General features: G+C 62.1%; 13 protein-coding genes and 1 pseudogene. 11 read left to right on the top strand and 3 right to left on the bottom strand.

The window, feature by feature from the left end:
• Positions 1 to 6 precede the first annotated feature (6 nt).
• The 7 genes from atpA (at position 7) to glmS (ending at position 8,595) form a co-directional block, all read left to right on the top strand.
• Positions 7 to 1,551: a F0F1 ATP synthase subunit alpha gene (gene atpA / locus PFLCHA0_RS30805; RefSeq protein WP_011064383.1), complete on the top strand. Its 1,545-nt coding sequence runs from the start codon at positions 7 to 9 to the stop codon at positions 1,549 to 1,551.
• A 50-nt stretch (positions 1,552 to 1,601) separates the two neighbouring features.
• Entirely contained in the window at positions 1,602 to 2,462 is an 861-nt protein-coding gene (gene atpG, locus PFLCHA0_RS30800; RefSeq protein ID WP_011064382.1) for a F0F1 ATP synthase subunit gamma, read from the top strand.
• A 27-nt stretch (positions 2,463 to 2,489) separates the two neighbouring features.
• Positions 2,490 to 3,866, top strand: a complete 1,377-nt coding sequence (atpD, locus tag PFLCHA0_RS30795; RefSeq protein WP_011064381.1) for a F0F1 ATP synthase subunit beta — start codon at positions 2,490 to 2,492, stop codon at positions 3,864 to 3,866.
• Between the two features lie 45 nt (positions 3,867 to 3,911).
• A complete protein-coding gene (locus tag PFLCHA0_RS30790) occupies positions 3,912 to 4,337 on the top strand; it encodes a F0F1 ATP synthase subunit epsilon (protein WP_011064380.1) in 426 nt (141 codons plus the stop codon).
• A 116-nt stretch (positions 4,338 to 4,453) separates the two neighbouring features.
• Entirely contained in the window at positions 4,454 to 5,821 is a 1,368-nt protein-coding gene (glmU, locus tag PFLCHA0_RS30785; protein ID WP_015637572.1) for a bifunctional UDP-N-acetylglucosamine diphosphorylase/glucosamine-1-phosphate N-acetyltransferase GlmU, read from the top strand.
• A 160-nt stretch (positions 5,822 to 5,981) separates the two neighbouring features.
• On the top strand, positions 5,982 to 6,752 hold the full coding sequence (locus PFLCHA0_RS30780) for a DeoR/GlpR family DNA-binding transcription regulator (protein ID WP_169892547.1): 771 nt from the start codon (positions 5,982 to 5,984) through the stop codon (positions 6,750 to 6,752).
• 10 nt (positions 6,753 to 6,762) lie between these two features.
• Positions 6,763 to 8,595, top strand: a complete 1,833-nt coding sequence (gene glmS / locus PFLCHA0_RS30775; protein ID WP_015637571.1) for a glutamine--fructose-6-phosphate transaminase (isomerizing) — start codon at positions 6,763 to 6,765, stop codon at positions 8,593 to 8,595.
• Positions 8,596 to 8,688: 93 nt separating this feature from the next.
• Here the strand turns inward: glmS and PFLCHA0_RS30770 are convergent, their stop codons facing one another.
• The 3 genes from PFLCHA0_RS30770 to PFLCHA0_RS32160 form a co-directional block, all read right to left on the bottom strand.
• Positions 8,689 to 9,075 carry a hypothetical protein gene (locus tag PFLCHA0_RS30770; RefSeq protein ID WP_015637570.1) on the bottom strand — a complete coding sequence of 129 codons (387 nt, stop codon included), beginning with the start codon at positions 9,073 to 9,075 and terminating at the stop codon, positions 8,689 to 8,691.
• A gap of 281 nt (positions 9,076 to 9,356) precedes the next feature.
• Complete coding sequence (locus PFLCHA0_RS30765; RefSeq protein ID WP_011064375.1) at positions 9,357 to 9,818, bottom strand: hypothetical protein; 462 nt, start codon at positions 9,816 to 9,818, stop codon at positions 9,357 to 9,359.
• A gap of 5 nt (positions 9,819 to 9,823) precedes the next feature.
• Entirely contained in the window at positions 9,824 to 11,050 is a 1,227-nt protein-coding gene (locus PFLCHA0_RS32160) for a PAAR domain-containing protein (RefSeq protein ID WP_015637569.1), read from the bottom strand.
• A gap of 351 nt (positions 11,051 to 11,401) precedes the next feature.
• Here PFLCHA0_RS32160 and PFLCHA0_RS30755 point away from each other — a divergent pair, with 351 nt between their 5' ends.
• The 4 genes and pseudogenes from PFLCHA0_RS30755 (at position 11,402) to PFLCHA0_RS30740 (ending at position 15,507) form a co-directional block, all read left to right on the top strand.
• Complete coding sequence (locus PFLCHA0_RS30755; protein WP_011064373.1) at positions 11,402 to 11,722, top strand: hypothetical protein; 321 nt, start codon at positions 11,402 to 11,404, stop codon at positions 11,720 to 11,722.
• A 70-nt stretch (positions 11,723 to 11,792) separates the two neighbouring features.
• Positions 11,793 to 12,695, top strand: coding sequence for a LysR family transcriptional regulator (locus PFLCHA0_RS30750; protein ID WP_011064372.1), 903 nt, complete (start codon positions 11,793 to 11,795; stop codon positions 12,693 to 12,695).
• Between the two features lie 126 nt (positions 12,696 to 12,821).
• The gene (locus PFLCHA0_RS30745; protein WP_015637568.1) at positions 12,822 to 13,451 is read left to right on the top strand and encodes a glutathione S-transferase family protein; all 630 of its coding nucleotides are present in this window, start codon (positions 12,822 to 12,824) and stop codon (positions 13,449 to 13,451) included.
• Positions 13,452 to 13,474: 23 nt separating this feature from the next.
• Positions 13,475 to 15,507 (top strand): annotated as a pseudogene (locus PFLCHA0_RS30740) (2Fe-2S iron-sulfur cluster-binding protein).
• Positions 15,508 to 15,589: the final 82 nt, after the last annotated feature.

The following is a 15,589-nucleotide window of genomic DNA, read 5'->3' as shown; positions in this document are numbered from 1 at the left end:
AGAGCAATGCAGCAACTCAATCCTTCCGAAATAAGTGAAATTATCAAGGGCCGCATCGAAAAGCTCGATGTGACCTCCCAAGCCCGTAACGAAGGCACTGTCGTCAGCGTATCTGACGGCATCGTGCGGATTCACGGTCTGGCCGACGTTATGTACGGCGAGATGATCGAGTTTCCGGGCGGCGTCTACGGTATGGCCCTCAACCTGGAGCAAGACTCCGTAGGTGCCGTTGTATTGGGCGCGTACACCAGTCTGGCTGAAGGCATGAGCGCCAAGTGCACTGGCCGCATCCTGGAGGTTCCGGTTGGTAAGGAACTGCTGGGTCGCGTAGTCGACGCACTGGGTAACCCAGTTGACGGCAAAGGTCCGCTGAACAACACCGAGACCGACGCGGTCGAGAAAGTTGCTCCAGGCGTGATCTGGCGTAAGTCGGTAGACCAGCCTGTACAGACTGGCTACAAGGCTGTCGATGCCATGATCCCAGTCGGCCGTGGCCAGCGTGAGCTGATCATCGGTGACCGTCAGATCGGTAAGACCGCTCTGGCGATCGACGCGATCATCAACCAGAAAGACAGCGGCATTTTCTGCGTCTACGTGGCTATCGGTCAGAAGCAATCGACCATCGCCAACGTGGTTCGCAAGCTGGAAGAAAACGGTGCACTGGCTAACACCATCATCGTTGCAGCGAGCGCTTCGGAATCTGCAGCACTGCAGTTCCTGGCTCCGTACTCCGGTTGCACCATGGGCGAATACTTCCGCGACCGCGGTGAAGACGCGCTGATCGTTTATGACGATCTGTCCAAGCAAGCAGTGGCTTACCGCCAGATTTCCCTGCTGCTGCGCCGTCCACCAGGCCGTGAAGCTTACCCAGGCGACGTGTTCTATCTCCACTCCCGTCTGCTGGAGCGCGCATCCCGCGTTTCCGAAGAGTACGTAGAGAAGTTCACCAACGGCGCAGTGACTGGCAAGACCGGTTCCCTGACCGCTCTGCCGATCATCGAAACCCAGGCTGGCGACGTTTCCGCGTTCGTTCCGACCAACGTGATTTCCATCACCGACGGTCAGATCTTCCTGGAATCGGCCATGTTCAACTCCGGGATCCGTCCTGCTGTGAACGCCGGTGTTTCGGTATCCCGTGTGGGTGGTGCCGCTCAGACCAAGATCATCAAGAAGCTGTCCGGTGGTATCCGTACCGCTCTGGCTCAGTACCGTGAACTGGCGGCATTCGCCCAGTTCGCTTCTGACCTGGACGAAGCGACCCGTAAGCAACTTGAGCATGGTCAGCGCGTTACCGAGCTGATGAAGCAGAAGCAATATGCGCCGATGTCCATCGCCGACATGTCCTTGTCCCTGTATGCCGCTGAACGTGGCTTCCTGACGGACGTCGAGATTGCCAAAGTTGGTAGCTTCGAACAGGCCATGATTGCTTACTTCAACCGCGATCACGCCGACCTGATGGCGAAGATCAACGTGAAGGGTGACTTCAATGACGAAATCGACGCTGGCCTGAAAGCCGGTATCGAGAAGTTCAAAGCCACCCAAACCTGGTAAGCCGCAGCGGGAGCCGCAAGGCTCCCGCTTGCTAACCTGATAGGTGTTACATGGCAGGCGCAAAAGAGATTCGCAGTAAGATTGCGAGCATCAAAAGCACGCAAAAAATTACCAGCGCCATGGAAAAAGTGGCGGTCAGCAAAATGCGCAAGGCACAAATGCGCATGGCTGCTAGCCGTCCTTATGCGGAGCGCATCCGCCAGGTTATTGGTCATCTGGCCAACGCCAACCCGGAATATCGTCACCCATTCATGATCGACCGTGCTATCAAGCGCGTCGGTTACGTTGTGGTGAGCAGTGACCGTGGTCTGTGTGGTGGCTTGAACACCAACCTGTTCAAGGCCCTGGTCAAGGACATGGCGGTAAACCGCGAACAAGGCGTCGAGATCGATCTGTGTGTGGTCGGTAGCAAGGGTGCGGCCTTCTTCCGCAACTTCGGCGGTAACGTCGTTGCAGCTATCAGCCATCTGGGTGAAGAGCCGTCGATCAATGATCTGATCGGCAGCGTCAAGGTGATGCTGGATGCGTACCTGGAAGGCCGGATTGACCGCCTGTCCGTGGTATCCAACAAGTTCATCAACACCATGACCCAGCAGCCGACCGTGGAGCAGTTGATTCCACTGGAGGCAACCCCGGATCAAGAACTCAAGCACCACTGGGACTACCTCTACGAACCGGATGCCAAGGAGCTGCTGGACGGCTTGATGGTCCGTTACGTGGAGTCGCAGGTCTACCAGGCGGTGGTCGAGAACAACGCAGCTGAACAAGCGGCGCGGATGATCGCAATGAAGAACGCTACCGACAACGCCGGTGATTTGATCAGCGATTTGCAGCTGATCTACAACAAGGCGCGTCAGGCTGCGATCACCCAAGAGATCTCGGAAATCGTCGGCGGCGCTGCCGCGGTTTAACGGTTCAAATATTCAGAGGATCCAGCTATGAGTAGCGGACGTATCGTTCAAATCATCGGCGCCGTTATCGACGTGGAATTTCCACGCGACAGCGTACCGAGCATCTACGACGCCTTGAAGGTTCAAGGCGCCGAAACCACTCTGGAAGTTCAGCAGCAGCTGGGCGACGGCGTGGTGCGTACCATTGCGATGGGCTCCACCGAAGGCTTGAAGCGCGGTCTGGACGTCAACAACACTGGCGCAGCCATCTCCGTACCGGTCGGTAAAGCGACCCTGGGCCGGATCATGGACGTACTGGGCAACCCAATCGACGAAGCCGGTCCTATCGGTGAAGAAGAGCGTTGGGGCATCCACCGTCCAGCACCTTCCTTCGCAGAACAGGCAGGCGGCAACGACCTGCTGGAAACCGGGATCAAGGTAATTGACCTGGTTTGCCCGTTCGCCAAGGGCGGTAAAGTCGGTCTGTTCGGTGGTGCCGGTGTAGGCAAGACCGTAAACATGATGGAACTGATCCGTAACATCGCCATCGAGCACAGCGGTTATTCCGTGTTCGCCGGTGTGGGTGAGCGTACTCGTGAGGGTAACGACTTCTACCACGAGATGAAGGACTCCAACGTTCTGGACAAAGTGGCACTGGTCTACGGCCAGATGAACGAGCCGCCGGGAAACCGTCTGCGCGTAGCCCTGACCGGCCTGACCATGGCCGAGAAGTTCCGTGACGAAGGTAACGACGTTCTGCTGTTCGTCGACAACATCTACCGTTACACCCTGGCCGGTACCGAAGTATCCGCACTGCTGGGCCGTATGCCTTCCGCAGTAGGCTACCAGCCGACCCTGGCTGAAGAGATGGGCGTTCTGCAAGAACGTATCACTTCGACCAAGCAAGGCTCGATCACCTCGATCCAAGCGGTATACGTACCTGCGGACGACTTGACCGACCCGTCGCCAGCGACCACCTTCGCCCACTTGGACGCCACCGTCGTTCTGTCCCGTGACATCGCTTCCCTGGGTATCTACCCAGCGGTAGACCCACTGGACTCGACCTCCCGTCAGCTGGACCCGAACGTGATCGGCAACGAACACTACGAGACCGCTCGCGGCGTTCAGTACGTACTGCAGCGTTACAAAGAGCTGAAGGACATCATTGCGATCCTGGGTATGGACGAGCTGTCGGAAACCGACAAGCAGTTGGTATCCCGCGCTCGTAAGATCCAGCGCTTCTTGTCGCAGCCGTTCTTCGTGGCTGAAGTCTTCACTGGTTCTCCAGGCAAATACGTTTCCCTGAAAGACACCATCGCTGGCTTCAAAGGCATCCTCAACGGTGACTACGACCACCTGCCAGAACAAGCGTTCTACATGGTCGGCGGCATCGACGAAGCGATCGAGAAAGCCAAGAAACTGTAATCCCGGCGCCCGGCAACGGGCGCTAATTTAGGTTGAGGCAAGCAGATGGCTATGACAGTCCATTGCGATATCGTCAGCGCGGAAGGGGAAATCTTCTCCGGTCTGGTGGAGATGGTGGTTGCGCACGGTGAACTGGGTGATCTTGGTATCGCTCTGGGTCACGCACCGCTGATCACCAACCTGAAGCCAGGTCCGATCCGCTTGATCAAGCAGGGCGGGGAAGCCGAGGTGTTCTACATCTCCGGTGGTTTCCTCGAGGTTCAGCCGAACATGGTCAAGGTTCTTGCCGACACCGTGCAACGTGCTGCCGACCTGGACGAAGCCTCCGCTCAGGAAGCCGTCAAGGCTGCTGAGAAGGCCCTGAATGAAAAAGGCGCAGATTTCGACTACGGTTCTGCTGCTGCACGTCTGGCCGAGGCCGCAGCTCAGCTGCGTACCGTCCAGCAGATCCGCAAGAAGTTCGGCGGCTAAGTCGCAGGCTTTCTGTGTGATTGATTAAAAAGGGTAGCCTCGGCTACCCTTTTTATTTTCCGCCATTCACCCCCCCTCTTGGTCGCAGTCTGACCTTCCAGGATTGGTAGCCAGTCATGTCTCTCGAAATCGTTATCCTCGCCGCAGGCCAGGGCACCCGCATGCGTTCGGCGCTGCCCAAGGTTCTTCACCCGGTCGCCGGCAACTCCATGCTCGGGCATGTTATCCACAGCGCCCGGCAACTCGACCCACAGCGTATCCATGTGGTGATCGGCCACGGTGCCGATGCGGTGCGCGAGCGGCTGGACGCCGACGACCTGAATTTCGTGCTGCAGGACAAGCAACTGGGTACCGGCCATGCGGTGGCCCAGGCCGTGCCTTTTATCACTGCTGACACGGTGCTGATCCTCTACGGCGACGTGCCGCTGATCGAAGTCGAGACCCTGCAGCGCCTGCTCAAGCAGGTGGGGCCGGAGCAACTGGGCCTGCTTACCGTCGAGCTGGACGACCCTACCGGCTACGGGCGCATCGTTCGTGATGCCGACGGCAAAGTCGTCGCCATCGTCGAGCAGAAGGATGCTGACGAAGCCACTCGCGCCATCACCGAAGGCAACACCGGCATTCTCGCAGTGCCCGGCAAGCGCCTGGGCGACTGGACCGGCCGGCTGTCCAACAACAACGCCCAGGGCGAGTACTACCTCACCGACGTGATCGCCATGGCGGTCAGCGACGGCCTGATCGTCGCCACCGAGCAGCCCCACGACGCCATGGAAGTGCAGGGCGCCAACGACCGCAAGCAACTGGCCGAGCTGGAGCGGCACTACCAGCTGCGGGCCGGCCGCCGGTTGATGGCCCAGGGCGTGACCTTGCGCGACCCGGCACGCTTCGACGTACGCGGCGAAGTCACGGTGGGCCGCGACGTGCTGATCGACATCAACGTGATTCTCGAAGGCCGGGTAGTGATCGAGGACGACGTGGTAATCGGTCCCAACTGCGTGATCAAGGACAGCACCCTGCGCAAGGGCGCGGTGATCAAGGCCAACAGCCACCTCGATGGCGCGGTGATGGGCGAGGGCAGCGATGCCGGTCCGTTCGCCCGGCTGCGTCCCGGTACCGTGCTGGAAGCCAGGGCTCATGTGGGTAACTTCGTCGAACTGAAGAATGCCCACCTGGGCCAGGGTGCCAAGGCCGGCCACCTGACCTACCTGGGCGACGCGGTGATCGGTGCGCGCACCAACATTGGCGCCGGCACCATCACCTGCAACTACGATGGGGTGAACAAGCACAAGACGATCATGGGCGAAGACGTGTTCATCGGCTCCAACAACTCGTTGGTAGCACCTGTGGATATCTCCTCCGGCGCCACCACGGCTGCCGGTTCCACCATCACCCAGGATGTGGCCCCGGCTCAACTGGCGGTCGGCCGCGCCCGGCAGAAGAACATCGACGGCTGGAAACGGCCGGAGAAGATCAAGAAGGACTGAGGTTATCCACAACCGCGGAACCCTGTTCGCCGGCAAGCTGGCTCTTACACCCATCTGTAGGAGCCGGCTTGCCGGCGATTTTTTTCACCTGTGCGCTTGACGAAGTTTCGATCTTGGGTTTTTATTGCTTCCGTTATCTTTCGAATCGAAACTTAAAGCCATCATGTCAAAACGCAACACACCTCAACGTCGCCACAACATCCTCGCCTTGCTCAATGAACAGGGCGAAGTGAGTGTCGACGAGTTGGCCAAGCGTTTCGAAACCTCTGAAGTTACGATTCGAAAGGACCTGGCCGCCCTGGAGAGCAATGGCTTGCTGCTGCGCCGCTACGGTGGAGCGATCACCATGCCCCAGGAACTGGTCAGCGATATTGGCCAGCCCGTATCCCTCTACAAGCAGGCCATTGCCCGCGCTGCGGTGCAGCGTATCCGTGAGCATGCCCGGATCATCATCGACAGTGGCAGCACCACCGCCGCGATGATCCCCGAGCTGGGCCTGCAGCCTGGCCTGGTGGTCATGACCAACTCGCTGAATGTGGCCAACGCTCTGAGCGAGCTGGAGCACGAGCCGGTGCTGTTGATGACTGGTGGCACCTGGGACCCGCATTCCGAGTCCTTCCAGGGCCAGGTGGCCGAGCAGGTTCTACGCTCATACGACTTCGACCAGCTGTTTATCGGTGCCGATGGCATCGATCTGGCCCGTGGCACTACCACCTTCAACGAACTGCTGGGTTTGAGCCGGGTCATGGCCGAAGTGGCCCGTGAAGTGGTGGTGATGGTCGAATCCGACAAGATCGGCCGCAAGATTCCCAACCTGGAGCTGCCGTGGAGCAGCGTCCATACCCTTATTACCGATGATCGCCTGCCCTTAGAGGTCCGCGACCAGATCCAGGCCCGCGGCATAACTCTGATTTGCGCGGCTGTCAGCTAGGAGAGAAACCATGTGTGGAATTGTTGGCGCCGTTGCTGAACGCAATATCACCGCCATTTTGCTGGAAGGCCTCAAGCGCCTCGAATACCGCGGCTACGACAGCGCCGGTGTGGCGGTCTATACCAATGCCGGCAAGCTGGAGCGCATGCGGCGCCCGGGCAAGGTCAGCGAACTGGAGCAGGCCCTGGCCAGTGAGCCGCTGGTCGGCCGCCTGGGCATCGCCCACACCCGCTGGGCCACCCACGGTGCGCCATGCGAACGTAATGCCCACCCGCATTTCTCCGGCGACCTGGCGATCGTGCACAACGGCATCATCGAGAACCACGAAGCCTTGCGCGCGCAGCTCGGCGCCCTGGGTTACGAGTTCACTTCGGACACCGACACCGAAGTCATCGCCCACTTGCTGAACCACAAGCTCAAGGACCTGGGAGACCTCACCAAGGCCCTCAAGGCCACCGTCGAGGAGTTGCATGGTGCCTACGGCCTGGCCGTGATCAGCGCCAGCCAGCCGGACCGCCTGGTTGCGGCCCGCAGCGGCAGCCCGCTGGTGATCGGCCTGGGCCTGGGGGAAAACTTCCTCGCCTCCGACCAGTTGGCCCTGCGCCAGGTCACTGACCGCTTCATGTACCTGGAAGAAGGTGATATCGCCGAAATCCGCCGCGACAGCGTGCAGATCTGGGACATCAACGGCAAGGCCGTGGAACGCGAAGCGGTGCAGTACCGCGATGGCGCCGAAGCGGCAGAGAAGGGCGAGTTCCGCCACTTCATGCTCAAGGAAATCCACGAGCAGCCATCCGTGGTGCAGCGCACCCTGGAAGGCCGCCTGAGTGCCAACCAGGTACTGGTCCAGGCCTTCGGTCCGCAAGCCGCCGAGCTGTTCGCCAAGGTGCGCAATGTGCAGATCGTCGCCTGCGGCACCAGCTACCATGCCGGCATGGTCGCCCGTTACTGGCTGGAAGAACTGGCCGGCATCCCCTGCCAGGTGGAAGTGGCCAGCGAGTTCCGCTACCGCAAGGTGGTGGTGCAGCCCGACACCCTGTTCGTGACCATCTCCCAGTCCGGCGAAACCGCCGACACTTTGGCCGCTCTGCGCAATGCCAAGGAGCTGGGCTTCCTCGCCAGCCTGGCGATCTGCAACGTCGGCATCAGCTCCCTGGTGCGTGAATCGGACCTGACCTTGCTGACCCAGGCCGGTCGCGAGATCGGCGTGGCCTCCACCAAGGCCTTCACCACCCAACTGGTGGGCCTGCTGCTGCTGACCCTGTCCCTGGGCCAGGTACGTGGCACCCTGGCCGCCGGCGTGGAAGCCGAGCTGGTGGAAGAGCTGCGTCGCCTGCCGATCCGCCTGGGCGAAGCCCTGGCCATGGATGGCGTGGTGGAAAAAACGGCCGAGCTGTTTGCCGACAAGCACCACACCCTGTTCCTCGGCCGTGGTGCCCAGTACCCGGTGGCGATGGAAGGCTCGCTCAAGCTCAAGGAGATTTCCTACATCCACGCCGAAGCCTATCCGGCCGGCGAGCTCAAGCACGGCCCCCTGGCGCTTGTGGATAACGACATGCCGGTGGTTACCGTGGCACCGAACAACGAGCTGCTGGAAAAGCTCAAGTCCAACCTGCAGGAAGTGCGCGCCCGTGGCGGCGAGCTGATCGTGTTCGCCGACGAGCAGGCCGGCATGACCAATGGCGAAGGCACCCACGTGATCCAGATGCCGCACATCCACGACATCCTCTCGCCGATCCTCTACACCATCCCGCTGCAGCTGCTGTCCTACTACGTGGCCGTGCTCAAGGGCACCGACGTCGACCAGCCGCGCAACCTCGCCAAGTCGGTGACCGTGGAGTGAGTTATCCACAGTGACCGCCCAGGTGCTCGCTCTTGCAACAAGGCGCTCCAGATGAGCGCCTTGTTGCAGGGGGCTGCTTCACATGGCGCCGACTCAGTTGGGCGCTAGCAGCGAGCGAAAGCGTGAATCGCTGCGGGTTGGGGCCAGGGTGTACAGCTGTTCTTTCTTGTCGATCCAGGTGTAGAGCGCGTATTCCTTGTCGCTGTCACCAACGTGTTTGCCCAGGCCATAAACCGAAAGATGACTGCTCGGGGTATTGCCATACGTGTAGAACATTGAGCAGGTGCGGTTACGTTGTTTGTCGCGCCAGGTGTAGTGATGGACAGCTTGATTGCCAATGTACAGGGGCTCGCCATCCACCGTCAGGTTGCCACGATCAAGGCGATCGAAGAGGAAGTTCATGGCTTCGATCTCGAAACCATCATGGTTGAATTGGTCAAGGTTGCCGACCAGCGTGATTGCAGGATTCAAAGTGGGCATATCAGGCCTCTCTCTACTGTGATGGTTTGCCAAATTGGCAAGCCCATCTCAGCGCCATGCCGCTGCCAGCATCAGTAGGAAACAATTCCGCGACAGCATTCGGGGCGATATTTTCTTGGGCCGGCGAGACAGTCTTTAATCTTCACTATCACTCAAGTGATGGTCCTGGATCATCGAAGCTGACACAGCAAGAGGGGAGCCCAGCCGGGCTCCCCTCTTTGTTATTTCCCTTTGCCTGCCTGCAGCGCTCGTCGCTCAGGCGTGGCGGTGCTGAACAGCGCTCAGCGCGAATGCTGTATCGAAACAATGTCGCCAGTCGACGCGTCGATATCCACCCTGAACATTGCCTGGTCACGTTGACGGCTGAACATGCAGGTAAAGATGCTGGGCGAAACCTGCGGGAACTGTTCGAACCAGCTGTAGATACCTGCCTCGAGCTGGCCATTGATCAGTAACTGGTCGGCAATCCTGATCTGTTGCTGGCGGTCACCGGAGACCACGTAGAGGGTTGCGGCCACGCCCGTATCGTCATCGTTCCACAGGATGGCCAGGTGTTGCCGATCCGGCACCACGATCGCCAGCAGGCCGCGGCTGTTGACCACGCTCAGGAGCTGTTCCTGCCAGCGCCAGCGAGCCTCGACGACCCGGCAAGGAGACCACCCGAGGGCGATCATCTGGTCCACCGTCATGTTTTCGTCGATGACCTTGCCGTCTTCGCGGATCCGCTCGAAATCACTAATCACAACTTTCACTCCACAGGCAGCACACCAGGCGTGCCGACAATTTTCAGATTCCTGTCACCGACGAACTCCACCTGCTGCACGCCGCCCTTGTAGTTCTCCAGCGGGCCGGTGATACCACTGTGAATCTTTTGCGGTGCGGTGGTTTCGACGGTGATCACATGGGATACGTCTGTCTTGAATCGATCGAGGATCACCAGTTTATCCCGAGCGTAGGCCTGGCTGGGAATCGGCTCGGGGGCGGCGAAACCTCCGAAGGCTGGCTTGCCCTGCATGATGGCTTCGGCCTGGCCCTTGGCGACGACCATCTGGTATTGCCTTCCCGGTGGCACTATTTCGGTCTTGACCTGGGTGCCTTCCAGCCAAGCCGGCAAGTTGCCCTCGGCGACCATCGCCTCGTTGACCTGGGCGGCCGTGCGCACCTCGAGCACCTGCGACTGGTTGGCCAGTCGCGCGGCATTGCGTTCGGCGCTCAACTTGGCCATTTTCGGCCCGGCGCCGAGCAGCGCCAGGCCGGCGATACCTTGCAGCAGGTCGCGGTAGCCCGGGCCGAGCCGGTCGCCGAGCTGGCCCAGCAACTCCATGCCGCCATAGATCGCGGCCCCCACCGCCACGGTGGTCAGCAGGGCCGCGAGGCCGGCCATGGCGGCCAGCACCAGCGCGCCGGCGGCGGCGACCAGGCCCAGCGCCTCCAGGCCGGTATGCAGCCAGCCCTCGATATCCAGCACGAATTCCACCTGCAGCGTCGGACCGCCGATGAAGGTGTTCGGGCTACCCGACTTGATATGCGCGCCGCAGGTCATCTTACTGCTCAGTCGCGCCGCCGGCTTGCCGTTGATGTACACGGTAGCGCTGCCTTCGGCGATGGTGACCGGGAAGGGCCAGGGGGGATGCGCCACGGGAAAGCCGGTACAGGAACTGGACACGTCCTCGCCGGCACGCATGGCATTGCGCAAGTTGACGAATACGTTGGGACTGCCCCTTATGAGTTCACCGGTGGTTGGCTCGGGCAGATCGAAGATGGTCGACAGCCCCTTCACCAGCTGGAACATCGACAGGCCACCGGCGGCGACCGAACCCGCCAGGATCACCACCGCCAGGCCGCCTGTTGCCGCGGTCGCCGCAATGATGGCCGCGCCAATGAGAGCGCCTGCGACCGCGCCGGCGAGCATGGCAGCAACTCCGAATCCATGGGCGATGTCGTCGCCCAACCGCGCTGCGGCCTGTACATCCATGCTGAGACTCCGCCTGCGATGCGATACGCATCTTCCCTGGGGCCAGTGGGTGGCCCGAGCGGCGGATTATCAAAGAGTAACCAGGGGCGCGGCAAGAGCTGAAAGGCAGTCTGTCGTCACAGGGGACCACTCGCGCTTCACGCCGCCGGCGGGAAGGAACCAAACGTCTGGGGTGCACCCTTGTCCTTGCTCGCCTGTCCGCGTTGGATCTTCGAAAAACAATTGAAATCAGAGTGTTATTTTTGTGCGACAGTTTTGGTTCTGCGAATCCACTGCGAGTGCCAGTGGACGCCCCGGCGAATCCCGACTTGTGCACAGGCCGGAATTTTTTAGCGCGCTAATGGAAAACCAATGACACTTCGCCTGATTCATGGATGGATGATCGTTCTGATGGTGGCTGTCCTGGGCCTGGGAGTCCTGACCCCAGTGCTCTCCAACAGCCTCTTGCTGCTGATGGACCGAACCAATTTCATTCCTGCTGAATCGTCCATCTGGACCTTTGAACCGACCCTGATCAACCAGGGTTCCTCTTCCTATTGGCTATACGGTGAAGATCAGCAGTACTACTTCTATTTTTCCTACGCCCAAGACCAACCTTACCGGTTGATTGCCAAAACCAACCGTTGCCCTGGATTCGACAAGCACGAGGTGCAGACCTGGTGCGCTCCCTGACGTCGTGGCCGTGGATTATGCTGCGCGTGCGGGGCGCCTGTCGGGCGGGCGCTGCCAGGTGAGATAAGACATGGACAGGTTTCAGGAAATGCAGGTGTTCGTCTGTGTCGCCCAGGAGCAGGGGTTCGCCGCGGCTGCGCGGCGCCTTAACCTGTCGGCGGCCAGCGTCACCCGGGCCGTGGCAGCCCTCGAACAGCGCATCGGCACCCAGTTGCTGGTACGCACCACCCGCAAGGTGCACCTGAGCGAAGCCGGGCAACGTTATCTGGAGGACTGCCGACGCATTCTCGCCGAGGTGCAGGATGCCGAGGCCTCGGCCGCCGGCATCCACGCCCAGCCACGGGGGCAACTGAGCCTGACTGCGCCGGTGCTGTTCGGCGATCTGTTCGTCACCCCGCTGCTGGTGCGTTACCTGCAACGTTATCCACAGGTCAGCATCAACGCCTTGCTGGTGGACCGAGTGGCGAACATGGTGGATGAAGGCATCGATGTGGCGGTGCGCATCGGCGAATTGCCGGACAGCGGCCAGCACAGCATCCGAGTAGGCCAGGTGCGCCGGGTGGTCTGTGCAGCCCCCGGATTCCTGGCGGCCCATGGTTGCCCCCAGCACCCCGATGACCTGCGCCAGGCTCCGCTGATTGCGCCATCCTCCACCGGCCAGGCGCGCCACTGGCAATTCAACGACGCCGGGCGCGCTCTGAGCCTGCGCCCGGAACCGCGGCTGCTGGTGAGCGCCAACCAGGCCGCCATCAGTGCCGCCTGCCTGGGGCTGGGCCTGACCCGGGTGCTGTCCTATCAGGTGGCCGATCAGGTCGCTGCCGGCCAGTTGCAGATCGTGTTGGCGGATTTCGAGCTGCCGCCCTTGCCGATCCACGTGGTGTACCAGGGCGGTCGCAAGGCGCCGGCGCGGGTACGCAGCTTTGTCGATTTCGCCGTGCAGGCCCTGCGCGAGCATCCATCGCTCAATACTTGATCAGCTTTATTGCGCTGGCTGAAATGCCGGATTGCGATTTCTGGTGATTCTGTTGTTTTGCGTCATGGACCAAGATGGCCCTGCCAGCGCGGCCCTTCGACCGCGTCCCAGCCTGCGGAGTCGAGCATGTCCCTGCTTCCCATCAAGTTCTACAACTTTCCCCGGTCCGGCCACGCTCACCGCGTCGAGCTGATGCTGTCGCTGCTGGACCTGCCTACCGAAACCATCTTTGTCGACCTGGCCCAGGGTGCCCACAAGCAGCCCGAATTCCTGGCCCTCAACGCCTTTGGCCAAGTACCGGTGATCGATGACCAGGGCACGGTGCTGGCGGACTCCAACGCGATCCTGGTGTACCTGGCGCAACGCTATGGCAGCGGCCGCTGGTTGCCCACCGACCCGGTGGGCGCGGCGCAGGTACAGCGCTGGTTGTCGGTGGCGGCGGGGCCGATCGCCTTCGGTCCGGCGGCGGCGCGACTGATCACGGTGTTCGGCGCCACCTTCAATGCCGAGGAGGTCATTGCCCGCGCCCACGGCCTGCTCAAGGTCATGGACCAGGAACTGGCGAACCGGCCGTTCCTGGTGGGTGAACAGGCGACCATCGCTGACGTCGCCGGCTACAGCTATATCGCCCACGCGCCGGAGGGCAACGTGTCCCTGGCCGATTATCCCAACGTGCGGGCCTGGCTGGCGCGGATCGAGGCCTTGCCGGGCTTCGTGCCCATGCCGTCCACGGCGGCGGGGCTCAAAAGCGCCTGAGGCGCACCTGCGGAGGCAGCACCATGAGCAGCAGTTCCCCCTGGCATGCCGGCGAGCGGCAGTTGCAGGCCCGGGCCGGAGTGGCCGAGCGCATGGAGGCCTTTGGCACCAAGGTGATCCGCCAGGCGATGCCGGATCAGCACCGGCAGTTCTACGGGCAGTTGCCGTTCATCCTGGTGGGCGCGGTGGATGCCCAGGGCAACCCCTGGGCGAGCATTCTCGAAGGCCCGCCCGGTTTCGCCCAGGCCCCCGAGGCGACCCGGCTGCGCCTGGGCAGCCTGCCGGCCGCCGACGACCCCGTGCAGTTGCAGGAAGGTGCGGCCCTGGGCTTGCTGGGCATTGAACTGCACACCCGGCGGCGCAACCGCCTCAATGGCCGGGTCAGTGCTGTGGACCGCCACGGCTTCAGCGTGACGGTGCAACAGGCGTTCGGCAATTGCCCGCAATACATCCAGCAGCGCGAGCTGCAGCAGGTGCCCTTGAGCGACCCCGCCAGCCGGCCGGCACAGTATCGCGACGGCCTGGATCCTGAGGCTCGGGCCCTGATCGGTGGCGCCGACACTTTCTTTGTCGCCAGCTACGTCGACCTGGACGGCCAGCGCTCGGTGGATGTGTCCCACCGTGGCGGCCAGGCCGGGTTCGTCCGGGTCGAGGGCAATTGCCTGACCATCCCGGATTTTGCCGGCAACCTGCACTTCAACACCCTGGGCAACCTGCTGCTCAACCCCCGGGCCGGCTTGTTGTTCATCGACTTTCACAGCGGTGAGTTGCTGCAGCTCAGCGGCCGCACCGAAATCATCCACGACGGGCCGCTGGTCAAGGCCTTCCAGGGCGCCGAGCGGTTGTGGCGCTTTACCGTGGAGCGGCTGGTACGGCGCCCGGCGGCGCTGTCCCTGCGTTGGCAGTTGCAGGGTTTTTCCCCCAACAGCCTGCTGACCGGCAGTTGGCCGCAAGCCGAGGCTCGGCTGCGCGCCACGGCCCTGGGCCAGCAGTGGCGGCCATTGCGGGTGACCCGGATCGAGGACGAAAGCAGCAGCATTCGCTCCTTCTACCTGGAGCCGGCGGATGCAGCCGGCGCCCCGAGCTTTGTGCCCGGCCAGCACCTGCCCGTGCAGGTCGTGCTCGACGGCCAGCCGCTGATTCGCACCTACAGCCTGTCCAGCGCGCCTTCCGATGATTTTCTGCGTATCAGCGTCAAGCGCGAGGGCCAGGTTTCCCGCCACCTGCATCAGGCACTCAAGGTCGGCGACTTGCTGCAGGCCCGCGCCCCACAGGGGCGTTTCACTGCCGATGCGCTGTCGTCACAGCCACTGGTGCTGCTGGCGGCCGGGGTCGGCATCACACCGTTGCTGTCGATGCTGCGGGAGGTGCTGTACCAGGGCCTGCGCACCCGGCATACCCGGCCCACCTGGTTGATCCAGGGTTCGCGCACGCTTGCCGAGCAACCCTTTGCCAAGGAGCTGCAAACCCTGCTGGCGCAGGCTGGGGATTCAGTGCGGCTGCTGCGCCTGCTCAGCCAGCCGGAAGCCGGGGCCCGGCCGGGTGCTGGCTTCGATCATTGCGGGCGCATCGACGTGCAACTGCTGCTGGCGCAACCGGACCTGGATCTTGACCGCGCAGACTTCGTGCTCTGCGGCCCCGGGGCCTTTACCCAGGGCCTGTACGACAGCCTGCGGGACCTGGATATCGACGACCGGCAGATCCATGCCGAAACCTTCGGCCCTTCGACCCTGCGCCGCCGGCCGGACGCCGAGGCCGTGCCCTTTGCCCAACCGCCACCCGGGCCGTGGCAGTGCGGTTCCAGCAGGCCGGCCGGGAGCTGTCCTGGGAGCCGACCAGCGGCAGCCTGCTGCAACTGGCGGAAAGCGCCGGCCTGCATCCGCCATTCAGTTGCCGTGGCGGCTCCTGCGGCACTTGCCAGACCCGGTTGATCAGCGGCCAGGTGAATTATCCACAGGTGCCTGCACAGTTACCGGAACCGGGGCAGGTGCTGATCTGCTGCGCGGTGCCGGCGGCTGTGGATAACCTGGTGCCAGCGTTGGTGCTGGACCTGTAGAAGCGGGAAAAAAGTCCTTGCGGCGATTGCTGCCAACCGCGCTGCTGCGTAGGCTGGCGGCTGCTTTGTCGCAGTAGCTGCG

Origin of the sequence: Pseudomonas protegens CHA0, assembly GCF_000397205.1 — a bacterium.
Lineage (GTDB): Bacteria > Pseudomonadota > Gammaproteobacteria > Pseudomonadales > Pseudomonadaceae > Aquipseudomonas > Aquipseudomonas protegens.
The sequence above is the reverse complement of the archived record's forward strand: the minus strand, read 5'-3'. Positions and strand labels throughout refer to the sequence as shown.